This window comes from Sphingomonas yantingensis (genome assembly GCF_014199325.1).
In the GTDB taxonomy this organism is placed as follows: domain Bacteria; phylum Pseudomonadota; class Alphaproteobacteria; order Sphingomonadales; family Sphingomonadaceae; genus Sphingomonas; species Sphingomonas yantingensis.
Map to the genome: position 1 here is coordinate 285,560 of NZ_JACIJJ010000003.1, position 23,760 is coordinate 309,319.

Sequence of the window (23,760 nt, forward strand, 5' to 3'; positions counted from 1 at the left end):
GTCTCAAGATGCTACCGCGACTCGGCGTGTTCTGTCATGAGGGCGGCATGGCGGGATCATCGACTATTTCTGTGCGACCCGTCGCCGCGTGCCGCCTTTGCGATCGACCTTGGGCATGAGCCTTTCGCCTGCCTTTCTCGACGAGGTGCGCGCGCGCACCACGCTGTCGGTGCTGGTCGGCCGCACCGTCAAGCTCCAGCGTGCAGGCCGCGAGCATCGTGCCTGCTGCCCCTTCCATAACGAGAAGTCGCCCAGCTTCTACGTCAACGACGACAAGGGCTTCTATCATTGCTTCGGCTGCGGCGCCCATGGCGACGCGATCCGCTGGCTGACCGAGCATCAGGGCCTGCCCTTCATCGATGCGGTCAAGGATCTGGCGCAGGCGGCGGGCCTCGACATGCCCGCCCCCGATCGCCGCGCCGCCGAAAAGGCGGAGCGCGCGAAATCGCTGCACGACGTCATGGCGGCAGCGGCCAAATGGTTCGAGGACCAGCTCTGGGGCCTGGGCGGCGAGGAAGCGCGTGCGCTGCTCGAAAAGCGCGGCGTCCGTGCCGACACCGCCCGCGCGTTCGGTCTTGGCTTCGCGCCCGACAGCCGCGGGCAGCTTCGCAAGGCGCTGGCCGAGTTCGGCGATGCGATGCTGATCGAATGCGGCCTGTTGATCCAGGTCGACGGCAAGGAGCCGTACGACCGCTTCCGCGGCCGGCTGATGATCCCGATCCGCGACCCGCGCGGGCGCGTGATCGCGTTCGGCGGCCGGATCATCGGCGCGGGTGAGCCGAAATATCTGAATTCGCCGGAGACGCCGCTCTTCGACAAGGGCCGCACGCTCTACAACCTCGACCGCGCGGGTGCCGCCGCGCGCAAGGCCGGCCGCGTGATCGCGGTCGAGGGCTATATGGACGTGATCGCGCTGGCCCAAGCCGGGTTCGGCGAGGCGGTTGCCCCGCTCGGGACTGCGCTGACCGAGGCGCAGTTGGAGCGACTCTGGCGGATGGTCGACGTGCCGATCCTGTGCTTCGACGGCGACAGCGCCGGGCAGAAGGCGGGCATCCGCGCCGCCGAACGCGCGCTGCCGATGCTGGGGCCCGGGCGCAGCCTCAGCTTCGTGACGCTGCCCGCCGGACAGGACCCCGACGACCTCGTCCGCACGTCGGGCGCCGGTGCGATGGAGGCGCTGCTCGCCGCGCCCGAACCGCTGGTCGAGCGGCTGTGGCGTCATGCCGCCGAGGAGCCGACGAACACGCCGGAGGAGCGCGCCGGCCTTCGCGCGCGGCTCGCCGAACAGGCCGACCGGATCGCCGATCCTAACGTCCGCTCGGAATATCACGCCGACTTCAAGCGCCGGTTCTTCGAAACCTTTGCCGCGCGAAAGGCGCCGCCGCCCCGCATCCAGCAGGGACCGCGCGGCCGCAATGCCGGCCGCGGCTGGCAACCGCCCGAGGCGCCCCCCGGTGATACCGCGCGTGCGGTGGGGACGGGCGGGATCGACCGCGTGCTCGCCAAGGCGGTGCTTGCCGGGCTGATCCGCCACCCGGCCGAGATTGCGCGGCACATGGAGATCCTGGGCTCGCTACGGCTTGCCGACATCGCGCTGGCCCGCGCGTTCGAGGCGGTGATCGATCTGGCGATCGAGGATCAGGCGCTCGACAGCTCACGACTGGTCAGCGTCCTGGCGCGCTCCGGGTTCGATCAGGTGGCCGGCGACCTGCTCCGGGCGGACTCCCTGCCCTTCTCGTTCACGCATGCCGGCGCCGATCCCGATCGCGCCGCCACCGACCTCGACGAGGCGATCGCGGTGATGGTTACGCTGCCGCGTGTCGAGGCGGCTCTGACCGATGCGACGTCGGCAATGAGTGCCGGCTGGTCCGAGGAGGCTTGGTCCCGTCAACAGACGCTTCTGCAGGAACAGCAGCGTTTGAAGGCGCGCCTCGAGACGTTGGCGCATGCCGACGAGGACGGCGCCGCGGTCGCAAGATCCGCCGGGCATTGAGCGCCGGCCGCCCGATGCGCTTGACCGATGTGACATGATCCCCATATCGCGGGAACAATCGCGGCGCGACGCGCTCATGCGAGTTGCAAAATCCGTACTGACAGGCATGTAGGGCGCATTCGTTGTATAATGCGCCGTCGGGTAATCGAGGGCAGTTGATGGCGAAGGCGAACGGTGGCGGCGGTGACGACACGATCGAGGTGGGCGACGCGCCGCTGATCGACCTCAACGAAGGGTCGATGAAGAAGCTGATCGCGCGCGCCAAGAAGCGTGGCTACATCACCGTCGATCAGCTGAACGAGATGCTGCCGCAGGATCAGATGTCCTCCGAGCAGATCGAGGACATCATGTCCGCGCTCAACGACATGGGCGTCAACGTCGTCGAAAACGAGGAAGCCGGCGAGGACGCTGAGCCCGAGGACGACAGCGCCGACGACAACGAGTCTTCGGACAGCCAGGACGACAGCGCCCCCGCCTTCGAAGCGCCGAAGAAGAAGGAAACGGTCGATCGCACCGACGATCCTGTCCGCATGTACCTGCGCGAAATGGGGGCGGTCGAGCTCCTGTCGCGCGAGGGCGAGATCGCGATCGCCAAGCGGATCGAGGCCGGGCGCGACACGATGATCCTCGGGCTGTGCGAGAGCCCGATTACCTTCAACGCAATCATCAACTGGTCGACGGCCCTCAACGAAGGGACGATGCAGCTTCGCGAGATTCTCGATCTCGACGCGATGCTGTCGAAGGATCCCGCCCCCGAATCGCTGTCCGAGGACGGCGAGGACGACGGCGAGATTTCCGAGAAGAACGCTGGCCCGTCGTTCAAGGAAGAGGACGAGCCCGAGGAGGCCGCCGCTGACGAGGACGAGGATTCGATGACCGAGCGGCGCGCGCCGCGTCCGTCGGACGACGAGGAGGAGGACAACACCCTCTCGCTCGCTCAGATGGAAGAGACGTTGAAGCCGCAGGCGCTCGAGAAGTTCGCGAGCATCACCGCGCTCTACAAGACCTTCGCCAAGATGCAGGGCAAGCGGCTCGACGCGATGGCATCGGGCGGCGAACTCGGCGCGTCGGACGAGAAGAAGTACCAGAAGCTGCGCGAGGAACTGACCGCCGAGGTTGAGAGCGTCCAGTTCCACCAGGCCAAGATCGAGTATCTTGTCGACCAGCTCTACAGCTTCAACCGGCGCCTGACCGCGCTCGGCGGCCAGATGCTGCGCCTTGCCGAGCGGCACAAGGTCAACCGCAAGGACTTTCTCGACCGCTATATGGGCCACGAGCTCGACGAGCAGTGGCTGGCCTCGGTCGGCGGGCTCGACAAGAAGTGGAAGGCGTTCGCCGAGAACGAGGGCGCCGCGGTCGACCGCATCCGCGTCGAGATCGCGGAGATCGCGCAATCGACCGGCATGGCGCTCGGCGAGTTCCGCCGCATCGTCAACATGGTGCAGAAGGGCGAGCGCGAGGCGCGGATCGCCAAGAAGGAGATGGTCGAGGCGAACCTGCGCCTCGTCATCTCGATCGCCAAGAAATATACGAACCGCGGATTGCAGTTCCTGGACCTCATCCAGGAGGGGAATATCGGCCTGATGAAGGCGGTGGACAAGTTCGAGTATCGCCGCGGCTACAAGTTCTCGACCTATGCGACGTGGTGGATCCGCCAGGCGATCACGCGCTCGATCGCCGATCAGGCGCGGACGATCCGCATTCCCGTCCATATGATCGAGACGATCAACAAGCTGGTGCGCACCAGCCGCCAGTTCCTGCACGAGCAGGGCCGCGAGCCGACGCCGGAGGAGATGGCCGAGCGCCTGTCGATGCCGCTCGAGAAGGTTCGCAAGGTGATGAAGATCGCCAAGGAGCCGATCAGCCTCGAAACGCCGATCGGCGACGAGGAGGACAGCCACCTCGGCGACTTCATCGAGGACAAGAACGCGATCATCCCGGTCGATGCCGCGATCCAGGCGAACCTGAAGGAAACGGTCACCCGCGTCCTCGCCAGCCTGACGCCGCGCGAAGAGCGCGTGCTGCGCATGCGGTTCGGCATCGGCATGAACACCGATCACACGCTGGAGGAGGTCGGCCAGCAGTTCAGCGTGACGCGCGAGCGTATCCGCCAGATCGAGGCGAAGGCGCTGCGCAAGCTCAAGCACCCGAGCCGAAGCCGCAAGATGCGTTCGTTCCTCGACCAGTAAGACGAAGGGCGGTCCCGGGGGGGCCGCCCTTTTTCGTCGCGCGGTTCGCCCGCTCCGTCCCCCACGCGTTGCGGCGCCGCGATCGGCGGCGAAGGATGCGCGTATGCTCTGGACAGGATGGACCGCGATGATGATCCAAGCCGCCGCCCCCGCGATCGCGCCCGCCGATCGCGCCGCCATCCTCGACGCCGCGCGCCGGCCAGTCGCCGAGGAGTTGGGGCGTCCGCCGCTGTTCGTCGTGAAGACTCTCCGTCGCGACGGCGACTGGGCCTTTCTGTTTGCCGACATGCAGGCGGCCGGCGGCAAGCCGTTCGATTACGCGGGCACGAAAAAGGCGGAGGCGGCACGGCGCGGCCTCGTCTCACACGCCTATGCCGCGCTCCTTCGCCGGCAAAATGGTCGGTGGCAGGTCATCGAAGCGGCAATCGGTCCCACCGATGTCGCGTGGGAGGGCTGGGCCGCCAAGCATGGCGCCCCGCCAAGCGTGTTCGCGTTCGATTGACGCGAAACAATACGATCCATATACGCTTTGTATATGGGTATCGTGAAAATCGACGAGCAGTTGCACGCCGAAATCCGGCGCGCCAGCGGCGTGATGTGTCGGTCGATCAACGCACAGGCCGAATTCTGGATGAAGATCGGCATGCTCGCGGAGGCCAATCCGACGCTGTCGTTCAACGAGATCGTTCGCCGCGAACTCGCCGCGGCCGAGGTCGATATGCCCGGCCTCGCCGCCGCCTGACATGGTCAAGACGCCTGACGAGATCGCGCTGATGCGCAACGCCGGCCGGTTGCTGGCGCATGTGTTCGAGATGCTCGACGCAGCACCGCTGGCCGACATGACCACGCTGGAGATCGATACGCTCGTCGATCGGTACATTACCGACAACCTTGCGGCCCGCCCCGCGAGCAAGGGGCAATATGGCTATGGCCATGTCCTCAACTGCTCGATCAACGAGGTCGTCTGTCACGGCGTGCCGAGCGCCGACGTGACGCTCAAGGACGGAGATATCGTCAACCTCGACATCACGCTGGAAAAAGACGGTTTCATCGCCGATTCGAGCAAGACCTACGTCATCGGCGACCCCGGTCCTGCGGCGCGGCGACTGGTGAAGGTGACGCAGGAGGCGATGTGGAAAGGGATTGGCGCGGTCCGTCCGGGCGCGCGGCTCGGCGATGTGGGCCACGCGATCGAACGCCACGCCAAGCGTCACGGCTATTCGATCGTCCGCGACTATTGCGGCCACGGCATCGGCCGCGAGATGCACGAGGAACCGGCAGTGCCCGCGTTCGGCCGACCCGGCACGGGGCTGGTCCTTCGCGAGGGGATGACGTTCACGATCGAACCGATGCTCAATCAGGGGACGCGGCGCACCGTCACGCTGGACGACGAATGGACGGTCGTGACGGCGGACGGCCGCCTGTCCGCGCAATTCGAGCATACGGTCGCCGTGACCGCGACCGGCGTCGAGGTGCTGACGCTGCGCAAAAGCGAGCGCGCCGCGGCCTGACTCCTCAACCCGCGCTGCTGGCGGCGCGGCTGAGCTTGTACATCGCCTCCCCCAGATGCGCGCGCAGCGCCGGGCGGTTCATGCGTATGCTGGTTCCGGCAGGCAGGCAGCCGGCGATCGACGGCTTCAGCGACTCGACGGCGGCCGTCTCGCTTTTACTGCCTGGGCCGGCGAGCAGCATCTTATGCGCCTCGGTCGGATTGGTGCGCGCGACGCAGTCGCCGAGCGCGCGCCGCGGGCGATACTCGGCCGGCAGCGACGCGATGTCCCCGTCGAACTCCGACGCGATGTCGAGCGGCGGCAGTGCCCCGATTCGCGCGGTCTGCGGCGCGCGGGCGAATTGCTGGCGGTAGAGCGCGGGATAAATGGCATCGCGGAAACTCGACGGCTGCATCTTCATCGTGATCTTGCTTTCCGTCCGCTTCGCCGCAGCGTTCAGGCAGGACAGATCGGCGGCCTTCAGACCCGCCTCGCCCCAACCGGGCGTGTCGGGGATCGCGCGCAGGAACGTCGCGACCGGGGCGGCGTAGTTTTTCCGCCGGACGACGCAGTCGGCGAACTCCGCCTGATACCGTTCGGCCATCGCCTGCGACGCGGTCTCTTCCTGCGCCGCACTGCCCGTCGCCATCGCCGACAGCCCGATCATAACGCTCCACAACATCAGCATGCTCTCCTCGGCCGGCCGCTCAATAGCGGCCGTGCTCGCTGTCAGGGTAATACCATTCGAAACTGTGCGCGAGGTCGCTTGTCGCAAAGGCCACGTTGCCGCGATTGCGCTCGAAGCCCATCGCCGGCTTGCCGTCGAGTCGGCCCGACCACCAGCCCGTCTGCGCCCGCCCGACAAAGGTCACACGGCGACCGCCCCCCATGTCGAAGCGCAGCGTGCGGACGCCGGCGGCGGTCGAAAAGGTGACGCGGCAGTCCTGCGCCGGGCCGTGGTCGACGATGCAGCGCACCCGCTCCGGCGTCTGCGCGGCCGCGGGTGCCGCCAGCAGCATCGCGCCGACCGCGAGCCGCATCAGTTCGCGATCTCCCGCGCCCGCGCAGCCCGGCGCACCGCTTCGCCCGCGCTGTCCGCCGGGCGCTCGTAAAGGCGCGTGACGATCGACGCCGCCTCCCCCGCCTCGGTAGCGCCGCGCAGCGCGTTGCCCGCGCCGCGCTCGCTCCCGGTCAGTTCGTGCTGGATGAAGCGGAGCTGCTCGGCAAAGGTCGACTGGCGAATATTCTTGCCCGCCCATTCGCGGAAATCGGCCTGTCGCGGCCCCTCCCACTGGGCAAGGCCATAGCCCGGCCCGCCGCCGATCTGGCGGATGTTCGCTTCCATGCCGCTTTCGGCGTCGAGGTTCGCGACGATGCCGATCGCCTGCGCGCGGCTCCAGCCCTGCCCCTCGAAGAAGCCGATCGCCTGGTCGATGCGCTGCTGGTGCGTACCCTGCCCCGTCGGTGCCGCGGCACCGGCGCCATCGGCCGGTGCCGCCTGATTGTTCGCACCGCCGGGCGCGCGCAGGATCACCGCACCGTGGTCGAGCGCCCAGGATAGGTTGTTCTCGCTGATCTTCTGCGTGCCGTCGGCATTGACGTTGTTCGAACCGATCATCTTGCCGCCGCCGGCATAGATTTCGGTATGCGACACGCCGCCGCCCTGGATGATGACGACATCGCCGGGCTTGGCATCGGCGGGGTCGACCGCGGTCCAGCCGGCGCCGCGCAGGTTCGAATTGAGCTGCGCGACCGAATCGGTACGCAGGCCCTTGTCCATTACGCCCGCCTCGATCAGCACCCCCGACACGAAGTTCGCGCAGCACACGTTCGCGGGCACGTTCGGGTTCATCGGCAGGTCGTCGGTCGTGTCGCGCCGCAGTTCGGAGGCGTTCCGACCCAGATACTGGCGCGCGGTGTCATAGACGTTGCTCGTCCCGCCGCCCTGCGGCCCCTGCCCCGGATCGACGCCGCCGACCGCGCCCGTCCCGCCATTGCCGCCACCCAGGCTGAGCCGCTGTCCGGGATAGATGAGGTCGGGGTTCGAAATCCCATTGCTTCGCGCCAAGGTCGCCACATCGGTCCCGAACCGCTCGGCGATGCCCGACAGCGTGTCGCCGCGCTCGACCGTATAGCTGCCCCGCACCTGTCCGCCGCCGGGGATCGCCAGCTGCTCACCCGGCCGGATCAGGTCGGGATTGTCGATCTGTCCGTTGGCGGCGAGCAGCGCACCAAGCGAGACGCCGTGCGCGGATGCGATCTCGGTCAGCGTATCGCCGGGTTTGACCGTATAGTTCGCCGATGGGGCGGAGATGGCGGCGCTGTTCTCCTGTGCGGCGGCAATGCGGGTCATGGCGACCTCTCCCGAACCTGAACTGATGGGCCGACGCTACGCCCGTCACCCCGCCGGCGGGATAGTCGCCGCGACTAGCGCCCTAATCGAAACGCTTATGTCGGCACCGTCGCCACGCCCCTAGCCTTTGCCCACCAGGTTTAGGGAAGGATCCGCCATGATCGAAGCCGCAGCCCGCATCGCCCCGGCATCCTGGCAGCCGATCGCCCCCGCCGCGCCGCTGCTCGCCGCGTCGGCCGCGCCGCGGACGGCGGCGGCCAATGACGGGCTGACCCCCGACCATGTCCGGACGAACGCCGCGCTCTCCGCCGATGTCTATCGCGCCGAACCGACCCCGCCCGCCGGCTATCGCGTGGCGAGCGCGGCGGATCTCGACCGGCTGGGGGTGTCGCCGGAGATGCTCGAACAGCCCGGCTCGTCGTTCCGAGCGCGGGTCTATGTGTCGGGCGACTCGTATGTCGTCGCCTTTCGCGGGTCGCAGACGGGCGAGGACTGGAAGAACAACGTCCAGCAGGCGCTCGGCCTCAATTCGGAAAGCTATGCCAAGGCGCTCGAAATCGGCAAGGCGATCGCCCGTGTCGATGCCGATGTCAGCTTTACGGGCCACTCGCTCGGCGGCGGCCTGGCATCTGCAGCGGCGGTGGCGAGCGGGCGGGAGGCGGTGACCTTCAACGCCTCCGGTCTTTCCGACAGAACGATCGACGGCGCGCGGTCGATCGCGAGCGCCAACGGCCGCGGCGCGGCCTCCGTCAATGCGTTCTACGTCCCCGGTGAGGCGCTGCACCTCATTCAGGAGGGCGGTGACCGCGCCATCGGCTTCACGCTCGGCGGCATCGCCGGCGGTGCACTGGCCGACGCGCCGGAGGCGTACGGCACGCAGCATGCCCTGCCCGACGTCCGCCCCGCCGACCGCAACTGGTTCGAGGGGTTGAACCCGATCGACCGCCACGGCATCGACTGGGTAGTGGCAGGCGCAGGCGCGCTCTGACGACTCCCCGAGGCGGTGGCCCACGCACCCGCCCGACGATGCGAGGCGCGATGTGCGACTGTTCCTTCCCCTCCTTGCGGCGGCGCTCATGAGCGGTTTCACGACGGCGTCGGCGGAGGCCTGCTTCCGCCCAGACACCGAACTTCCCGATCCGAAGGCGTCGTCTTCGCCGGAAATCGCCGGGGCCCTCACCCGTGGCGAGGTCGACAGGGTAAAGGCGCTGCTCGGCGCCGACCCGGCGCTTGCGCGGCGCGGCGACCTGCTCGCATTTGCGGTTGCCGGTTGCAGCGCGCCAGCGATCATGGCCCTGCTCGATGCCGGCGCGCCTGCCGACGGGACGGGTGACGGCCTCCCCCTCGTCCTCGCGCTCCGAGGCAAGGATGATACGATGGCCCGGCTGCTGCTGAAGCGAGGGGCGTCGCCCAATCCGCGCGGCGCACCGACGCTGCCGCTCCGCACCGCCATCGGCCTGAACGACCCCGACCGCCTAGATCTGCTGATCGGCGCGGGTGCGGATCTGGAGGCGAAAGAGCGCACCGGCCGGCGGGCGCTTCACATCGCGCTCGACCAGGAACGCTTCGGTCTTGCCGCCCGGCTGCTCGATGCGGGTGCCGATCCGTTCGCGATCGATGCCAGCGGCGCCAATCTGGGCAGCGCGGCAATGGCGCCGATGGCCCGCAACGACCCGCAGGAAGCCGCCGCGCAGCGCGTGCTTCGCGACCGCCTGCGCCCGCTTCGCTGGCCGGAACCCGTGCCTGACGAGCGAGCCGTCGCGCAGCGGGCGATCGAGGGTGTCTGGCCGCCCCCGGGCACGGCGGGGAAGCCGGTGCCGGCCGACGTCCTCGCGCTGATCCGCGAGCGTCGGCGCTGATCCCTCAGCCCCCGGCTTCGAGCCGCTGCGTCACGCCGTCCAGGAATTCGGCGACGCCTTCGACGCCCTCGCGCATGGTGGATTGCCCGTCGAGGGCGTCATCGACGCGCTCCAGGGTGCTCCCGTCGACGCGCGCCGCCATGTGCGCCGCGATCGCCCCCGCGAGCGACTCGATCGCGCGCATCAGCTCACCCTCCGCGGCCGGCGCGCTGCCGGGAAAGGCGCGCGTTGCCATGTCGGCGACCTCGCGCAGGCGATAGGGGTCGGCGGCCGACGATCGCCGGTCACCGACGCCGATACCGAGTTCGTCGACGATCCGGCCCACCACCGCCAACGCGACGCTCCGCACGCTCGCCTCGCCGACGGTCGCGGGGCTCCGCCCCTCGCCCCCGGCGGGGTCGATCGGGGCCAGCGGCCCGGTGTGGATGCGGTCGATCGTCATCGTCTTTCCCGATCAGCAATATGGGCCGGCAACCCCGCCGAAGCGCTCCGCGAAACGCTTAGCCGGGATAGTCGGAACGACTATCCGTGGCGAGGCCGACCGGCGAATCGCAGCCCCGCGGAGCGATTGAGGCAAACTCGGCCTGAGGCAGCGTCAGGTCCGGTCATCCGCCGCCACCTAATATCCAGCCTTGCGGCAAAGTTTGGCGAGGCGCACGACCTTCGGGTGGCTGGCGCCATATTGCCGACGAAACGATGGCAGATTGCTACAAGCCGAAGCCTGACGCGCCGATCGTGTCGCCGATTTATCTGCTCGGCGTGCTTCGCTCCAGCGCACGTGATCCTGGGCAAGCGTTCCGGTCAATTGTCCGGGATCGAGCGCAGGCCCGACTTCCTGTGCCGCCAACGACGATGCGCACGAAAGCGCAACGAAACCGAGCATGAACCGCTTCACTGCAACGCTCCACCGATTAGGTTACCGATCGCTCGATACAGGTGTCCGGTCGCTCGGAATCGTCCGATGCTTTCATCCGCCAGCAGCGACGCGTTCGGCGAAGCACTGCTGTCGTCGAGGTTGCCGGCATCACTCGATCGGACGCGTGCACGCTCGACCGGGGTGTCCCGGATGGTCGCCTGATCGGTTTCGATCTGCACACGATCGGTGCCGTCCTTGGTCTTCTGGTCCTGCGGCGTGCGCACCGGCAGCGCCCGACGTGCCGCGGTGACTCCGCCGATCAGAGAATCTGCCATATCGTGTCTCCCGACCTCAATAGCCCACGCTTCGACAGAGGCTGTAAAGCCGCTGCACCTTGGGATTGCCGGCGCGGTACTGCGCGCGAAGCTGACTCTTGTTTGCGCAGGCGCGGGCCTGTGCCGGGGTCGCGCGCCCACCCCATCGTGCATAGGTTTGGCGACCGACCGTCTGACGGACCAGATTGCCCTGGCGAACGGTGTCGGCGTGCCGCTCGAGCTGATCGGTGGGCAGGTCCTGCGCGATCGCGGGGACCGCGGCTACGATCACGAAACACATCGCAACCGAAAATTTGATACGCTTCCCTGACTCGTCGCCGATTGACCGCTTCATGACAGGGCGAAGATGCTAGCCGCCGCCAGCGCCAAACGCTCCTCGCGCTTGCCCGCCGTGACCATCGCACGAGCGGACGGATCAGACGCACGCCGGTCGCGCTCAATGCCAGATAGTGCGTCGTTCAACTGGTTTGCCGTCCGGTTTTCGGTCTCAGCACCCCGCGGGGGACGGACATCAAGTTGCTATCGAATGGCGCTGACGCCGTACGCTGAGCTTACGGCCGTGTCGGTTGCTCCCCCGCCGAAGTCAATAGCCGATTGCCCTGCACAGAGCAGACAGGCGGCGTACCTAGGGGTTGACGGCCAGTCGGCAAGACTAGCGAACACAACCAGCCTGTCGCCGTCCAGCAGCCTCGTCTTCATCGATATGGGCGACTTTGGCGAACTTCTCGACTGACTGCTGTCCTGCCTCCCGATCGTCAGCCTTCGTCGCCGCGTCATTGCCAGCGTCGACCAGGCCGAACGAGGCATCGGTGAGCAATTCTGCTCCGCGTTGCTCCGAGGCATGACCTGCCGGCGTTTCGACGGGTAGCCGGTTGATGACGTAAGCAATATCGCGCTGTTGCAGTCCCCCGATCATGATCGGACCTCCGCTGTCGACGCGATGTCGCGCATCGCTCTTTCAAAGCCCGGCGCGGGCACAAAGCGCCTCGAGCTGCCGAACCTTTGGATGCTGGGCGCCATACTGCGCACGGAACCGTCCGCGACCCGCGCATGCCTGCGCCTGTGCTGCAGATCGGGTGCGAACCGCCGGCGCGCCGCGTCGCGCGGTCGATCGGGCGCTGCGCTCCGCCGCGCCATTTACGCCCACATTCGTCGCGTAAGACGAGCCCCATGACAGGTAATCCTGCGCAGATGCGGCATTCGACAGGGACAAGAGTAACGCAGCGATTGCGAGAGACGACTTTCGCATAATACTCCTCCATCAAATCAGGAGGTTGCAACAAGTTGGGGGAGATGCGCAATGGCATCTCCCCCAGTCGTGCTCGTTTCAGGGCAGAGCGTTACTGCTTGCGGGCTGCACCCGCGAGGGCCTCGCCGATCGTCTTGATCGCGGTCGAGGTGGCATTCATCAGCATGTTGAACTGGTTCGAAACCACCGAAAAATCGGTCGTGGTGCTGGGATCGTCCTTGGTGACCCGGTTCGCCAGATCTTCCATCTCGTGAGCCAGATCGTCGAGCTTGCCCCCGAGGACCTCGGCCATGGCGCGCAGCCAGCCGCCGCCCTTGCCCCCGCTCGCCCGTGCTTCCTTGGCCTCGCGGCTATCGGACAGGTCGCGCACGATATCGTCGATCGCGCTCTGCAGTTCGCGCTGCGCATTGCCGACGTCCTGCGGCTGTGCGTTGGTTTCCTGGCCGAACGCGGCGATCGCCTCGTCCAGGTTCTGCGCCTGACCCCGCACGTCACCGTAGCGCCCGGCCAGCGCGCCCTGCGCCATGTCGATCGACGACTGCGGAAGGCCCATGTTCTGGCCAAGCTGCTGGATGATCTGCTGACCCACCTGCGACATGACCTGGCTGGCAAGCTGCGCGACGATCCCGCCCACTGGGCCGAGCGCCGCGGTGGCGAGAAGCGAAACCGGATTGAAACCGCCGATACCGAACATCGTCTGTCTCCTTGCTTGATCTGTCTCGGCGGTGATCGCCTCCGCCTTCGTCGATCCTTCTGGCCGATCCGCCCGGCCGCCACACTCACCGATCCGACTAGCCACCTAGTCGAATCGCTTAGTTGAGCGGGTGGAAAAGCACGCCCGCCAGCGCGATCAGCTCGCGCACGCCGTCTAGCTCCAGCTTGCGGCACATGTTGTTAAGGTGGACGCGCACGGTGTTCTCGCTGATGACCAGGAGCGTCGCGATATCGGCATTGGCGCGCCCCCAGCCGAGGAAGCGCAGCACCGCCGCCTCCGTCCGGGTCAGCGTCTGGATACCGTCGATGTGGCGCGCGGGGATGCGGCTTTTGGGAATGCGGAACTCGCCGATCAGCTCCTCTTCCTCGGCCGCGACCGCATCGGCCTTGCGCAGCAGGCGCATCAGCTCGCGCAGGCGTGCTTCCTCGGCCGGGTCGAAGGCATCGTCGCTCATCGTGCCAACGCTCCGATCACGGCCTTCACCACGCCACCGCGCTCGGCGAGGTCGTCGACGACCGCTTGGGCGATCGCGGGGATCAGCATGACGAGCAGGAGCGTCGCCGCCCAGCTTTTCAGCGACAGCGACAGCGAGAAGACGTTGAGCTGCTGCGCGAAGCGGTTGAGCAGCCCCAGCCCCGCATCAATGACATAAAGGACCATCAGGATCGGCGCGGAAACGAGGAAGGCGAGCATCATCAGCCGCCCGAACTCGTTCTCGAACACGGCAAGCGAACCCATGTCGAGGCTGGGCCAGTCGGCGGCGATCGGCCAGATCGCATAGCTCTCGATGACCGTGCCGACCAGCAGCAGCAGCCCGCCGCTGGCGCAGAAGATGACGTTCGCCAGCCGCCCGAGCAGCGCGCCGTTCAATGAGGTCATGTTGCCGCCCATCGGCTCCAGCACCTGGCCGATCGTCGCGCCCACCTTGGCATCGATGATCTCGCCCGCGGCCTCGATCGCCCAGAGCAGGGTGCCGAAGAAGAAGCCGATCACGAGGCCGGCAGCGGCTTCCTTGAGCAGCATTCGCGCCCACTGGATCGCGCCCATGCCATTGGGGTCGACCGAAGGCTGCATGACGAAGGCGACGCCGCCCAGCGTCAGGATGATCGCGTTGCGGACGGTCGGCGGGATGACGTCGCGCGCGAATACCGGCACCAGTACGAAAGCGAAGCCGAACCGCGCCGACGCCAGCGCGACGAGCAGGAGCTGCGCCCCCCAGGGTTGCGACGCGATACCGCCCCCCATCAGCCGCGCACCATCCCCGCAAAGCCCGAGAAGATCTGGTCGCTGAAGGTGAACAGGCTGCCCGCCAGCAGCCCGGCGGTGACGAACAGCGTCGCGACCACCGCGAAGAACTTCAGCGTATATTGCAGCGTCTGTTCCTGAAGCTGCGTCGCCGCCTGCACGATCGCGACGAGCAGGCCGACCGCCGACGCCGCGACGATCGGCGGGGCCGACAGGAGCAGCACCAGCCACAGCGCCTGCGTCGTCACCGACAGGATCGAATCGGTCATGCCGCGCCCCCGTCAGACATAGCTCAAGACCAGATTGTGGCTGATCTTCACCCACCCATCGACCAGCACGAACAACAGAAGCTTGAACGGCAGTGAGATCGTCACCGGCGACAGCATCATCATGCCGAGCGCCAGGAGGATGTTCGAGATGACGAGATCGATGACGAGGAACGGCAGGAACAATAGGAAGCCGATCTGGAACGCGGTCGTCAGCTCCTTCACGATGAAGGCGGGGATGACGACGATGAAGTCGGTCGGCGCCGCCGCCTGCGTATTGGTCTTCGATGCGACACGCGCCTGCGTGCGGACGAAGAAGTCGCGCTCGCCCGGATCGCTATGCTCTATCAGGAAGGCGCGCAGCGGCTCCTTCGCGCGGTCGGCGGTGTCGAAGATCTGCTCGGTCTGCTGCCCGGTCGGGTTCGGCCCGGCGGCGGCCTGCATCTGTTGGATCGTCGGATACATGACGTAGAGCGACAGGATCAGCGCCAGCCCATTGAGGACGAGATTGGGCGGCACCTGCTGCAACCCCAGCGCATTGCGCACAAGGCTGAGCACCACGACGATCTTGGTGAAGCTCGTCACCATCACCGCGAAGAACGGCGCGAGCGCGATGAGGACGACGGTGACGAGCGCCGTGCCCGGCGTGAAGGCGGAAAGGTCCATGGCCCTACTCCCCGATCAGCACGCCGTAGGCGTCGCCCACCGACACCAGCGTGCCGCGCGCGAACGGCCGGCCGCTGGCCATCAGGCGCACGGCAATGCCGCCCCCCTCGTTCGCGTCGACGGGCACGACGCTTCCCTCGCGCAGGCCCTGGATCTCGGCGAGCGTCAGCGCGCCCGCGTCGATCTCGATCGTGACGGGCACGGCGAAGCGCGCATCGGGGGATGATCCCGCTGCCGCCTCGGCGACGGGTCGGTCGGTCAGGTCCTGCATTCAGGATGCTCCGATGGAATGAATGTGAAAGCGGTGCGTGGCGGGGTCGTAGCGGCCGGCGATCGAACGCCCGGCGACCGCCAGCCGCGCGGGCAACATCGCCCCACCGACGAGCAGCAGGTCGCCCGGCTCAAGGCTGGCGGCATCGTGCGGCGCGATGCGCGGCCCATCGACGGCAAGGGTCATTGGCAGTGCGACCGCGCCGGCGATCTCCGGCGCGAACGAGGGTCTGGCGGGCAGCAGCGACAGGCCGACGGGCAGCGCCAGCCGCAGCCGCGCCGCCGTGCCCTGCTCGATCGTGACGATCAGCCCCGCGGGCGGCTCGGCGCTCAGCGCATCTGGTACCAGCGCGACGCCAAGCGCCGCCTCGATCGCAGCGATCAGCGGCTCGGCGCGCTCGATCTGTGTCGCGGCGGTGATCGCATCCTCGTCGAGGCGCAGCGGCGCGCCGTCCAGCCGGTCGATCGCCAATGCAGCGCCGTTGGCAAAGCACAGCCAGCCGCCGCGCCGGTCGGGCACGCGCTCGATCCGGGCCGCGAGCACGCCGTCGCTCAATCGAACGCCGCTGAGCGCCGCGACGACGACACGGCGCATCTCGGCCTCGTCGGGGTCGACCGCGGGCAGGTTCGGCATAGCCCTCACGCCAGCGGTTCCTCACCCGCGGGCCAGCTCTTGAGCAGGCTGATGCCGCCTGCGGTCACGCCGACCAGCATCACCTCGCCGCGCGCCTCGATCAGCACGACGCGCTCGGTTTGGCCGAGCGGCATCGCGCGCAGGAAACGGATCGGCCGCTCGCCCTCGCTCTCGGCGGTCTGGAAGCGGTCCTGCCAGCGGCGCAGGCCCTTGAGGAGGACGAACGCCAGCCCAAGCACCACCGCCAGCGCGATGACGACGGCGAGCAGGCTCGACAGCACGGTCCACACGCTCATGCCCATTCCCCATGGCCGTCCTCACGCAGGCGCGGTGTCTCGTCGGCGCGGGCGCGTCTGGCCCACAGGATGATCTCGGCAATCACGTCGAACTGGTCCTCCGGAATGACATCCCCCACGCCCGAGGTGGCAAACACGGTGCGGGCGAGCGGCACGTTGCGCACGATCGGCACGCCGTTCGCCTCCGCCTCCGCGCGCATCGCTGCGGCGAGCGGCCCCTCGCCCTTCGCCGCGATCACGGGCACCGGGCAGTCGGCGGGGTCGTAGTCGAGCGCGACCGCAAGGTGCGTCGGGTTAGTGAGCAGAACATTGGCCGTCCCCGCCGCCGCGACGGCGTTCTGGTTCGCCCATTCCTCGTGCATCTGGCGCCGCTGCTGCTTCAGCATCGGATCGCCCTCGTTATCCTTGTGTTCCTGGCGAATGTCGCGCCGGCTCATCATCAGCTTCTTGGTGTAGCGATGCTGGACCCAGGCGCGGTCGGCGGCGGCGACGACGAGGAACACCGCCACCGTCCAGCCGACAAGCTGCAGCGTCAACGACTGGGTGAGGTCGAGCACCGCGGCGGCGAGACGCGGGCCGGCGCGGCTGTCCAGCCCCCAGCCCGCCGCGTGCATCAGCGCCGCGAACTTGTCGATCGAGGCGTAGAGCACCCCGGCGGTGATCGCGATCACCAGCGCGGCCTTCAGGATCGTCTTTGCGAGCTCGAACAGATTGTCGGGGCTGAACATCCGCTTCAGGCCCTCGACGGGGTCGAGCTTGGTGAGCTGCGGCTTCAGCTTCTCGGTCGTGATGAGCGCGCCGGTTTGGAGAAACTCGCCCGCCAGCCCCGCGATTGTGGCGGGGATCAGCACGATCGCGGCAACGACGAGCACGAGGACGAAGGCACTGGTGCCAAGCCCCTGGAGCGTCGCGCGGAACGAATCACCCGTCGAATGCGCCAGGCTCAATTCTGTGAAATCAGCGATTCGCGCCGCGACGAAGCCCGCCCCGACCATGAACAGAACGCCCCAGGCGACCATGGAGAGCGCCGCCGACAGATCCTTGGACTTTGCGATATCGCCCTTCAGCCGCGCATCGCGCAGCCGCTTGGGCGTCGGCTTCTCGGTCTTGTCGCCGCCTTGTTCTTTGTCCGCCATCCGCTACTCCGACGGCGCCGCGCGACCCCGATCCGGGGGCTCGGCGCTGATTGATCGGGTCGCCCAACAGGGGCGCTTGGAAGTGGGGACTTCGCTACACGAACAAGTAATGGCCCTTAAAAGACGTGGCAGAATTGCGGCGGTCAATCATTTTCGTGTGGTGAGCGTCGAACGGTTTCCTGCTCGCGTTGACCCGAAATAGCGCTTGTGACGCCATTATCGCTCTCATCGATCAGTTGCATCGGTTCGTCCGATTTTTCCTATCAGGTCGACGCTCCACACTTTCATCTCGTCGAAAACCGCAACATTTGAGCAACATATGGTCGCTAGGCGGCCAGACGGGGATTGGGTGGACCGGCGTATCTCGGCTCTACCTCGTTGCACGGATCGAACCTTGGCCTGGCGGCAACGCCATGTCCGATGGAGGGGCGAGCCCGTGAAGAAGAACGATTTTCGGATGATGGCCGCCGGCGTTATGCTGTCGGTTTTCTTTACGACGACTGTCGCTTCGGCGCAGCATACCGACAAGACCGCGCAGAAGATCAAGCGTGAGGCCGAACGTTACTTCGGCGATTGTCCGGTCGAAGGTCAGGTGCGCGTCGCCAATCCGCGCGCCGGCGACCGCTATGCCGCGCTCGCCAATTGCGGTGACAAGATCGTCCACGCGCCGCCCGTCGCGCTTCCCGCCGACCCCAGCGTCGCGCGGATCATCGGCGTCGAGGACGAGGATGAGAGCCCGGCCAAGAAGCGCGCCCGCGAACGCCGCGCACGCCAGCCGGTCAGCCTGTCGATGCGCAGCGGCGGCCGCGCGCCCGTCAGCGCCTATGACGCGCACATCTTCCGCACCGCCGCCGCCTACAAGGTCGATCCGCTCTTCCTTCACGCGATCATCGCGACCGAATCGGCGGGCAACCCGCGCGCGGTCAGCTATGTCGGCGCGCGCGGGTTGATGCAGATTATGCCCGAAACCGGCCGCGGCCTCGGCGTCCAGCCGGTCGCGCTGTTCGACCCGGCGGTCAACGTCGATGCCGGCGCCCGTCATCTCAAGAAGCTGCAACGCCGCTACGGCCGCAACTTCGACCTGATCCTCGGCGCCTATAACGCCGGTGAGGGCGCGGTCGCGCGCTATGGCAATCGCGTGCCCCCCTATGCCGAGACCCAGGCCTATGTGCGGAAGGTCATGGCCCGGTACGAGGGGTATCGCCGCGCGGGATTGACCCGGTGAGCGCCGCCGCGCTCCTGGCCCGCCTGCCGCGCGGGGGGCTGCGTCCCGCCGACGTCATGCTCGTCGCGGGCGTGGTGGCGATCGTGGCGCTGCTGATCCTGCCGCTGCCGGCGCTCGTCCTCGACATCCTGATCGCGGCGAACATCACGATCGGCGTGCTGCTGCTGCTGAGCGCGCTCTACATCCACAAGCCGCTCGACTTCTCGACGTTCCCGACCGTGCTCCTGCTGAGCACCCTCTTCCGCCTTTCGCTGTCGATTGCGGCCACGCGCATGATCCTGACCCAGGCGCATGCCGGCCACATCGTCCAGCAGTTCGGCGAGATGGTGGCGGGCGGCGAACTCGTCGTCGGGCTGGTCGTGTTCCTCATCATCACGATCGTCCAGTTCATTGTCATCTCGAAGGGCGCCGAGCGCGTGGCCGAAGTCGCGGCGCGCTTCAGCCTCGATGCGATGCCGGGCAAGCAGCTGTCGATCGACAGCGACCTGCGCTCCGGCCTCATCACCAAGGACGAAGCGCGGGCACGCCGCCGCACGCTGGAGAACGAATCGAAGCTGCACGGCAGCCTCGACGGCGCGATGAAGTTCGTGAAGGGCGATGCGATCGCCTCGATCGTCATCGTCCTCGTCAACCTGATCGGCGGGCTTGCCGTCGGCATGTTCTCTCGGGGCATGGAGATCGGCGACGCGGTCCAGACCTATTCGATCCTGACGATCGGCGACGGCCTCGTCGCGCAGCTCCCCGCGCTGTTCAGCGCGATGGCCGCGGGCCTGCTGGTCACGCGCACGACCGACGAGGAGGCCGAGCGCGACCTCGGCCCCGCGATCGCGGCGCAGATGGGCGGCAAGCCCCGCGTGCTGTTCATCGCCGGCGGCATCTGCGTGCTGATGGGCCTGATCCCCGGTTTCCCGACGCTGGTGTTTCTCGGCCTCGCCTCGGCGCTGCTCGGCGGCGGCGCGATGCAGCATCCCGTCACGCGCAAGTGGATCGATGCTAAATGGGCGCGCGTCGATAATCGTCCCGCGGTCATGCCGACCGAGGTCGAAGTCCGCGCCCCCGCCCCGCGTCAGGTGCGCCCGCTGCTGATCGAGGTCGCCGCCCCCGGTCTCGACGCGACGCGCGTCGCGGCGCTGGCCGACGGCATCGCCGCGATGCTCGAGCGCGTGCAGGAACGCACCGGCCTGCCCCTCCCCACCGCCGCGATCGAGCCCAAGGCGCTGCCCGCGGGCGAGCCGGGCAAGTGGGCGGCGTACGTCCACGACGCTCCCGTCGCCAGCGGTGCCATCGAGGGCGAAGACCTGTCCCACGTCGCGCCCGCGCTGGAGGCGATGCTCCGCCGCGAGATCGGCCGCTTCCTCGGCCTTCAGGAAACGACCGCGCTGCTCAATCGCGTCGGCACCGATTACCCCGACGTGGTCAAGGAAGTCGTCCGCGCGGTCCCGGCCTCGAAGATCGCCGAGGTGCTCCGCCTTCTTGCCGAAGAGGAAGTGCCGCTTCGCAACATGCGCGACGTGCTGGAAGCGATTGCGGAGGCGGGTCAGGCGGAGCGGAACGCGATCCCGATCGCCGACCTCACGCGCAATTCGCTCAAGCGCTATCTGTCGCTGCCGCATGTCGTCGATGGGCGCTTCCCCGTCCTCGTCGTCGGCGCTGCGCTGGAGCGGTTCCTGCGCGACAATATCCGCACCGTCGACGGCGTAGCGCGCCTGGCGATGGAGCCCGACCATGCGCGCCAGATGATCGCGATGCTGCGCGAGCAGGTCGCCTCGACCGGCGCGCGCGCGGTGCTGACCGCTTTCGAGCTTCGCCGGCCGCTGCGCCGCCTCGTCGGGCCGGACCTGTTCGAGATGCCGATCCTCGCCTTCAACGAGCTGTCGCCGTCGATCCCGCTCGACGTGGTGGGACAGCTCGACCGGACCCCTGCCGCCCTGGAGAACAACGATATGGGAGCGACTGAGTGAGCCTTGCACGGACCTTCACGCTGACCGGCACCGCCACCGCGGCCGTTGCGGCACTGATGCTGGTGGCACCGCAGCCGACCATCGCCGCCGACCCGCCCTTTCGCACGCGGCCGGTGACGCTCACCCCCCGCAATCAGGACGTCGGCGCCTTCGTCCGCGAGTTCTTCTCGGCCGCCGGCCTGACAGTCAATGTCGATGCGCGCGTCACGGGCAAGATCAACGGCCGGTTCTCCGGTGCACCGGCGCAGGTCTGGAACCAGGTGTCGCGCGCGTTCAACCTGATCGCCTATTATGACGGGTCGGTGGTGACGGTCTATTCGGCCGATCAGGTCGAGAGCCGCACCGTGTCCGTACCCGCCGGCCGCGCGCCCGAACTGGCGGCGGGCGTGTCCGATGCAGGCCTCGCCGACGCGACCAACCGCGTGCGCCCGACCGGCGACGCGACGATCCTCGCGACCGGCGTGCCGCGCTTCCTTGACCAGGTGCAGCAGCTTGCCGCCGCCGCGCCCAACCGGTCAATGCCGGGAATGGGCGGCACCGGGCCGAACACGGCGCAGATCGCCCCGGCCGCGGCCCAGGGACCGAGCTATATCGAGCCCTACGAGCTGCGCGTCTTCTACCTGCGCTATGCGCGCGCCGACGATACCAAGCTGGTCGCGGGCGGGCGCGAGCTGACGGTGCCGGGCGTCGGCACCTCGCTCAGCCGGATCATGGGCGACGGCTCGGCGGTCGCGGGCGTCAGCGGTAGCTATGGCGGCCGGACGCTCCGCCAGAGCGCGCAGCGCCTCGGTGGGCGCGGGCTGAACAGCACCGCGCCGGATCCGGGTCAGACGGCACAGCTTGCCCCCTATGACGACGAGTATCTCGGCCTGCCGCCAACGACGCCCGTCCCCGTCGCCTCCGCGCGTGAGCCGGGGCCGCAGGGTGGCCCGCGCATCGCGATCGACCCGTCGCTCAACGCCGTCATCGTCCGCGACCGACCCGAAAACATGCCCGCCTATGAAGGGCTGGTCCGCGCGCTCGACATCGCACCGCAGATCGTCGAGCTCGAAGCGACGATCATCGACCTCAATATCGAGAAGCTGCGCAACCTCGGCATCGACTGGCGCATCCGCAGCCAAGGGTTCAACGCGTTGTTCGGCGGCGACATCCTGCGCCGTTCGGGCAATCCCGCGAACGACATCAGTCGGCTGGGCGCGGTGAACGAGGGGCTGTCGCTGTCGGGCGTGATCGGTGCGAACCGCGAGTTCATCGGCCGCATCTCCGCGCTAGAGCGCAAGGGCGCGGCGAAGATCGTCTCGCGGCCACAGATCGTCACGCTGTCGAACATCGAGGCGGTGTTCGACCGCACGCGCACCTTCTACGTCCGCATCGCGGGCGACCGGCAGGTCGATCTGTTCAACATCACCGCCGGCACGGTGCTGCGCGTCAATCCGCACGTGCTGATCGACAACGGCCAGCCGCGAATCCGCATGGTCGTAGGGGTCGAGGACGGCACGCTCCTCAACCAGGAAGTCGACGACATCCCGGTGGTCGAGCGCGCCAGCGTCAACACCCAGGCGATGATCAACGAGGGCGAGGGCCTGCTGCTCGGCGGCCTGACCGTCAACGCGCAATTCGATGCGGAATCAAAGATTCCGCTTCTCGGCGACATCCCGATCCTTGGCGAGCTTTTCAAGACGCGCAACCGCAACCGCCAGCAGACCGAGCGGCTGTTCCTCATCACCCCGCGCATCATCCGCCTCGATCAGGTGCAGCCGGGCGGCGCGGTGGCCGCGCTGCCGGTGCCGGGCGGGGCCGAGGTCACCGCGCGGCTACCGACCGGCAATCCGCTAACGCCGCCGGTGCTTCAGGAGAAGAAGGGCAAGCCATGACCCAGCATCGCGCCACCCCGGCGACCGACCTTGCCGCCGTCCTTCGCATCGTCGGCGGGCGGCTGGCGGGGAAGGACTATCCCCTCGCCCGCGACCGGCGCGTCTGCATCGGCCACGGCCTTGCCAACGACGTCGTGTTGCGCGGCGCGGGGTGTCAGGGATGCGCGGTCGAACTGACGCTGGGCGAAGGCGCCGCCGACCTGCGCGTCCTGTCGGGGCAGGTCGAGCTGCTCGGGCGGACGCTGGCGGCGGGCGACGAAGCGCGGCTGCCGCCCTACCTTCCCTTCCGCCTCGGCGAGCATCTGGTCGCGCATGGCGAGCGGGCCTCGCCGCGCTGGACCGACGCGACCGAGGTGGCATCGGGACCGATCGCGACGCCGGTCACGCCGCTCGCCGCTCCGACGATGCTCGACCGGGCCGAGGCGATGGGCCGCACTGCGCTGTCCACCGTCGCCGAGCGGGTGAGCGTAATGCATGTCGCGATCGCCAGCGCCGCGATCATGCTCGTCGCCGCCGCCGCCGGCCCCACCGGCGCGTTCATCGAGGAACAGTTCGGCGGCCCCGCCGCGCTCGAAAGCGCGTACCGCGACGCCGGCTATCGCGCGCTCGAGGTGACGCGCAATCCCAGCGGCGGCCTCGTCGTCGCGGGTGCGGTCGAGAGCGAGGGCGATATCGTCCGCGTGCGGGAGATTGCGCAGCAAGCTTACGGCCCGGTCATGGTCGACGTGAGCTCCGCCCAGTCGCTGGCGAGCGCGGCCACCGATGTCCTGACCGCGCAGGGCCTCGACGCGCGCGCGGTACCCTCGGGCCTGGGCGGCATCGCTATCGAGGCGCCCTACCTGCCCGCCGACCGGCAGGACCAGCTTCGCCAGATCCTGTCGCGCGACCTGCCCGGCCTGCGCCGCGTGAGCTTCCGCGTCGACGACAGCCGCGGCGGCAACCCGCTCCAAACGCTCTTCGCCTCCAGTGGCACCGGCCTCGCCACCGTGGTCGAGGATCCGCCGCACATCGCCACCGCCGATGGCTCGCGCTGGTTTCCGGGTTCGGTCCTGCCCACCGGCCACCGCCTGATCGCCGTCGAACACGGTCTCGTCCGCTTCGAAAAGGACGGCCGCGTCGAAGAACTTCGTCTTTGAAATTCTGAAGGA

At 68.1% G+C, this 23,760-nt stretch carries 28 protein-coding genes; 11 read left to right on the plus strand and 17 right to left on the minus strand.

Going from position 1 to position 23,760, the window contains the following annotated elements; genetic code table 11:
• Nucleotides 1-115: 115 nt before the first annotated feature.
• The 5 genes from dnaG to map all read left to right on the plus strand — a co-directional run bounded on the left by dnaG (nt 116) and on the right by map (nt 5,693).
• Nucleotides 116-1,993, plus strand: coding sequence for a DNA primase (dnaG, locus tag FHR19_RS11230; RefSeq protein WP_184028297.1), 1,878 nt, complete (start codon nt 116-118; stop codon nt 1,991-1,993).
• Nucleotides 1,994-2,151: 158 nt separating this feature from the next.
• Nucleotides 2,152-4,182: an RNA polymerase sigma factor RpoD gene (gene rpoD, locus FHR19_RS11235; RefSeq protein ID WP_184028299.1), complete on the plus strand. Its 2,031-nt coding sequence runs from the start codon at nt 2,152-2,154 to the stop codon at nt 4,180-4,182.
• A gap of 127 nt (nt 4,183-4,309) precedes the next feature.
• On the plus strand, nt 4,310-4,684 hold the full coding sequence (locus FHR19_RS11240; protein ID WP_184028302.1) for a hypothetical protein: 375 nt from the start codon (nt 4,310-4,312) through the stop codon (nt 4,682-4,684).
• Nucleotides 4,685-4,717: 33 nt separating this feature from the next.
• Nucleotides 4,718-4,924, plus strand: coding sequence for a ParD-like family protein (locus FHR19_RS11245; RefSeq protein WP_184028304.1), 207 nt, complete (start codon nt 4,718-4,720; stop codon nt 4,922-4,924).
• Between the two features lies 1 nt (nt 4,925).
• The gene (gene map, locus FHR19_RS11250) at nt 4,926-5,693 is read left to right on the plus strand and encodes a type I methionyl aminopeptidase (protein WP_184028306.1); all 768 of its coding nucleotides are present in this window, start codon (nt 4,926-4,928) and stop codon (nt 5,691-5,693) included.
• Nucleotides 5,694-5,697: 4 nt separating this feature from the next.
• Here map and FHR19_RS11255 read toward each other — a convergent pair whose 3' ends face one another.
• From FHR19_RS11255 to FHR19_RS11265, 3 genes are read right to left on the minus strand one after another with little or no spacing between them, the layout of a single operon-like run.
• A complete protein-coding gene (locus FHR19_RS11255) occupies nt 5,698-6,354 on the minus strand; it encodes a hypothetical protein (protein ID WP_184028308.1) in 657 nt (218 codons plus the stop codon).
• Nucleotides 6,355-6,379: 25 nt separating this feature from the next.
• Entirely contained in the window at nt 6,380-6,712 is a 333-nt protein-coding gene (locus FHR19_RS11260) for an SH3 domain-containing protein (RefSeq protein ID WP_184028311.1), read from the minus strand.
• Nucleotides 6,712-8,025, minus strand: a complete 1,314-nt coding sequence (locus FHR19_RS11265; protein ID WP_184028314.1) for a phage tail tip lysozyme — start codon at nt 8,023-8,025, stop codon at nt 6,712-6,714. The genes FHR19_RS11260 and FHR19_RS11265 overlap by 1 nt, the downstream gene beginning before the upstream one ends.
• 157 nt (nt 8,026-8,182) lie before the next feature.
• On the opposite strand from FHR19_RS11265, the gene FHR19_RS11270 reads away from it, so the two are divergent.
• On the plus strand, nt 8,183-9,013 hold the full coding sequence (locus tag FHR19_RS11270) for a Tle-like phospholipase domain-containing protein (protein ID WP_184028318.1): 831 nt from the start codon (nt 8,183-8,185) through the stop codon (nt 9,011-9,013).
• A gap of 88 nt (nt 9,014-9,101) precedes the next feature.
• Complete coding sequence (locus tag FHR19_RS11275) at nt 9,102-9,884, plus strand: ankyrin repeat domain-containing protein (protein WP_184028321.1); 783 nt, start codon at nt 9,102-9,104, stop codon at nt 9,882-9,884.
• Between the two features lie 4 nt (nt 9,885-9,888).
• On the opposite strand, the gene FHR19_RS11280 is transcribed toward FHR19_RS11275, so the two are convergent.
• The 14 genes from FHR19_RS11280 to FHR19_RS11345 all read right to left on the minus strand — a co-directional run bounded on the left by FHR19_RS11280 (nt 9,889) and on the right by FHR19_RS11345 (nt 17,552).
• Nucleotides 9,889-10,326, minus strand: a complete 438-nt coding sequence (locus tag FHR19_RS11280) for a hypothetical protein (RefSeq protein ID WP_184028324.1) — start codon at nt 10,324-10,326, stop codon at nt 9,889-9,891.
• Nucleotides 10,327-10,503: 177 nt separating this feature from the next.
• The gene (locus FHR19_RS11285; RefSeq protein WP_184028327.1) at nt 10,504-10,779 is read right to left on the minus strand and encodes a hypothetical protein; all 276 of its coding nucleotides are present in this window, start codon (nt 10,777-10,779) and stop codon (nt 10,504-10,506) included.
• Nucleotides 10,776-11,075 carry a hypothetical protein gene (locus FHR19_RS11290; RefSeq protein WP_184028330.1) on the minus strand — a complete coding sequence of 100 codons (300 nt, stop codon included), beginning with the start codon at nt 11,073-11,075 and terminating at the stop codon, nt 10,776-10,778. The genes FHR19_RS11285 and FHR19_RS11290 overlap by 4 nt, the downstream gene beginning before the upstream one ends.
• Nucleotides 11,076-11,091: 16 nt before the next feature.
• On the minus strand, nt 11,092-11,346 hold the full coding sequence (locus tag FHR19_RS11295; RefSeq protein WP_184028332.1) for a hypothetical protein: 255 nt from the start codon (nt 11,344-11,346) through the stop codon (nt 11,092-11,094).
• A 381-nt stretch (nt 11,347-11,727) separates the two neighbouring features.
• Complete coding sequence (locus FHR19_RS11300) at nt 11,728-11,991, minus strand: hypothetical protein (protein ID WP_184028336.1); 264 nt, start codon at nt 11,989-11,991, stop codon at nt 11,728-11,730.
• A 424-nt stretch (nt 11,992-12,415) separates the two neighbouring features.
• The gene (locus FHR19_RS11305) at nt 12,416-13,018 is read right to left on the minus strand and encodes a hypothetical protein (protein ID WP_184028339.1); all 603 of its coding nucleotides are present in this window, start codon (nt 13,016-13,018) and stop codon (nt 12,416-12,418) included.
• A gap of 118 nt (nt 13,019-13,136) precedes the next feature.
• On the minus strand, nt 13,137-13,493 hold the full coding sequence (locus tag FHR19_RS11310) for a helix-turn-helix domain-containing protein (protein WP_184028342.1): 357 nt from the start codon (nt 13,491-13,493) through the stop codon (nt 13,137-13,139).
• Nucleotides 13,490-14,284 carry a type III secretion system export apparatus subunit SctT gene (gene sctT / locus FHR19_RS11315; RefSeq protein ID WP_184028344.1) on the minus strand — a complete coding sequence of 265 codons (795 nt, stop codon included), beginning with the start codon at nt 14,282-14,284 and terminating at the stop codon, nt 13,490-13,492. Before sctT ends, FHR19_RS11310 begins: the two co-directional genes overlap by 4 nt.
• Nucleotides 14,284-14,553 (minus strand): type III secretion system export apparatus subunit SctS, encoded by a 270-nt coding sequence (sctS, locus tag FHR19_RS11320; protein ID WP_096343020.1) that lies wholly within the window; start codon nt 14,551-14,553, stop codon nt 14,284-14,286. Before sctS ends, sctT begins: the two co-directional genes overlap by 1 nt.
• A 12-nt stretch (nt 14,554-14,565) precedes the next feature.
• Nucleotides 14,566-15,216, minus strand: a complete 651-nt coding sequence (gene sctR, locus FHR19_RS11325; RefSeq protein ID WP_184028347.1) for a type III secretion system export apparatus subunit SctR — start codon at nt 15,214-15,216, stop codon at nt 14,566-14,568.
• 4 nt (nt 15,217-15,220) lie between these two features.
• Complete coding sequence (locus FHR19_RS11330; RefSeq protein ID WP_184028350.1) at nt 15,221-15,487, minus strand: FliM/FliN family flagellar motor switch protein; 267 nt, start codon at nt 15,485-15,487, stop codon at nt 15,221-15,223.
• Nucleotides 15,488-16,129, minus strand: a complete 642-nt coding sequence (locus FHR19_RS11335) for a hypothetical protein (RefSeq protein ID WP_184028353.1) — start codon at nt 16,127-16,129, stop codon at nt 15,488-15,490. It lies immediately after the preceding gene.
• Nucleotides 16,126-16,416, minus strand: coding sequence for a flagellar biosynthetic protein FliO (gene fliO / locus FHR19_RS11340; protein WP_184028357.1), 291 nt, complete (start codon nt 16,414-16,416; stop codon nt 16,126-16,128). Before fliO ends, FHR19_RS11335 begins: the two co-directional genes overlap by 4 nt.
• Nucleotides 16,413-17,552 (minus strand): EscU/YscU/HrcU family type III secretion system export apparatus switch protein, encoded by a 1,140-nt coding sequence (locus FHR19_RS11345; RefSeq protein ID WP_184028360.1) that lies wholly within the window; start codon nt 17,550-17,552, stop codon nt 16,413-16,415. The genes fliO and FHR19_RS11345 overlap by 4 nt, the downstream gene beginning before the upstream one ends.
• A gap of 436 nt (nt 17,553-17,988) precedes the next feature.
• On the opposite strand from FHR19_RS11345, the gene FHR19_RS17995 reads away from it, so the two are divergent.
• Genes FHR19_RS17995 through FHR19_RS11365 form a run of 4 tightly spaced genes read left to right on the plus strand, consistent with a single transcriptional unit; the run spans nt 17,989 to nt 23,748 of the window.
• Entirely contained in the window at nt 17,989-18,777 is a 789-nt protein-coding gene (locus FHR19_RS17995; protein ID WP_221228496.1) for a transglycosylase SLT domain-containing protein, read from the plus strand.
• Nucleotides 18,774-20,738, plus strand: coding sequence for an FHIPEP family type III secretion protein (locus FHR19_RS11355; protein WP_343053245.1), 1,965 nt, complete (start codon nt 18,774-18,776; stop codon nt 20,736-20,738). The genes FHR19_RS17995 and FHR19_RS11355 overlap by 4 nt, the downstream gene beginning before the upstream one ends.
• Nucleotides 20,735-22,612 carry a type III secretion system outer membrane ring subunit SctC gene (sctC, locus tag FHR19_RS11360; protein WP_184028363.1) on the plus strand — a complete coding sequence of 626 codons (1,878 nt, stop codon included), beginning with the start codon at nt 20,735-20,737 and terminating at the stop codon, nt 22,610-22,612. Before FHR19_RS11355 ends, sctC begins: the two co-directional genes overlap by 4 nt.
• Nucleotides 22,609-23,748, plus strand: coding sequence for a hypothetical protein (locus FHR19_RS11365; RefSeq protein WP_184028366.1), 1,140 nt, complete (start codon nt 22,609-22,611; stop codon nt 23,746-23,748). The genes sctC and FHR19_RS11365 overlap by 4 nt, the downstream gene beginning before the upstream one ends.
• The last annotated feature ends 12 nt before the right edge of the window (nt 23,749-23,760 follow it).

Bases quoted from the DNA above. Each gene is read 5' to 3' on its own strand.
- rpoD (WP_184028299.1), top strand. From the start codon at position 2,152: ATGGCGAAGGCGAACGGTGGCGGCGGTGACGACACGATCGAGGTGGGC.
- sctS (WP_096343020.1), bottom strand. From the start codon at position 14,553: ATGACCGATTCGATCCTGTCGGTGACGACGCAGGCGCTGTGGCTGGTG.
- sctR (WP_184028347.1), bottom strand. From the start codon at position 15,216: ATGGACCTTTCCGCCTTCACGCCGGGCACGGCGCTCGTCACCGTCGTC.
- fliO (WP_184028357.1), bottom strand. From the start codon at position 16,416: ATGAGCGTGTGGACCGTGCTGTCGAGCCTGCTCGCCGTCGTCATCGCG.
- FHR19_RS11280 (WP_184028324.1), bottom strand. From the start codon at position 10,326: ATGACGATCGACCGCATCCACACCGGGCCGCTGGCCCCGATCGACCCC.
- FHR19_RS11305 (WP_184028339.1), bottom strand. From the start codon at position 13,018: ATGTTCGGTATCGGCGGTTTCAATCCGGTTTCGCTTCTCGCCACCGCG.
- FHR19_RS11290 (WP_184028330.1), bottom strand. From the start codon at position 11,075: ATGGCAGATTCTCTGATCGGCGGAGTCACCGCGGCACGTCGGGCGCTG.
- FHR19_RS11275 (WP_184028321.1), top strand. From the start codon at position 9,102: ATGAGCGGTTTCACGACGGCGTCGGCGGAGGCCTGCTTCCGCCCAGAC.
- FHR19_RS11245 (WP_184028304.1), top strand. From the start codon at position 4,718: ATGGGTATCGTGAAAATCGACGAGCAGTTGCACGCCGAAATCCGGCGC.
- FHR19_RS11300 (WP_184028336.1), bottom strand. From the start codon at position 11,991: ATGATCGGGGGACTGCAACAGCGCGATATTGCTTACGTCATCAACCGG.
- FHR19_RS11345 (WP_184028360.1), bottom strand. From the start codon at position 17,552: ATGGCGGACAAAGAACAAGGCGGCGACAAGACCGAGAAGCCGACGCCC.
- FHR19_RS11240 (WP_184028302.1), top strand. From the start codon at position 4,310: ATGATGATCCAAGCCGCCGCCCCCGCGATCGCGCCCGCCGATCGCGCC.
- sctT (WP_184028344.1), bottom strand. From the start codon at position 14,284: ATGGGGGGCGGTATCGCGTCGCAACCCTGGGGGGCGCAGCTCCTGCTC.
- FHR19_RS11365 (WP_184028366.1), top strand. From the start codon at position 22,609: ATGACCCAGCATCGCGCCACCCCGGCGACCGACCTTGCCGCCGTCCTT.
- FHR19_RS11270 (WP_184028318.1), top strand. From the start codon at position 8,183: ATGATCGAAGCCGCAGCCCGCATCGCCCCGGCATCCTGGCAGCCGATC.
- FHR19_RS11265 (WP_184028314.1), bottom strand. From the start codon at position 8,025: ATGACCCGCATTGCCGCCGCACAGGAGAACAGCGCCGCCATCTCCGCC.
- FHR19_RS11330 (WP_184028350.1), bottom strand. From the start codon at position 15,487: ATGCAGGACCTGACCGACCGACCCGTCGCCGAGGCGGCAGCGGGATCA.
- FHR19_RS11260 (WP_184028311.1), bottom strand. From the start codon at position 6,712: ATGCGGCTCGCGGTCGGCGCGATGCTGCTGGCGGCACCCGCGGCCGCG.
- FHR19_RS11310 (WP_184028342.1), bottom strand. From the start codon at position 13,493: ATGAGCGACGATGCCTTCGACCCGGCCGAGGAAGCACGCCTGCGCGAG.
- map (WP_184028306.1), top strand. From the start codon at position 4,926: ATGGTCAAGACGCCTGACGAGATCGCGCTGATGCGCAACGCCGGCCGG.
- dnaG (WP_184028297.1), top strand. From the start codon at position 116: ATGAGCCTTTCGCCTGCCTTTCTCGACGAGGTGCGCGCGCGCACCACG.
- FHR19_RS11255 (WP_184028308.1), bottom strand. From the start codon at position 6,354: ATGTTGTGGAGCGTTATGATCGGGCTGTCGGCGATGGCGACGGGCAGT.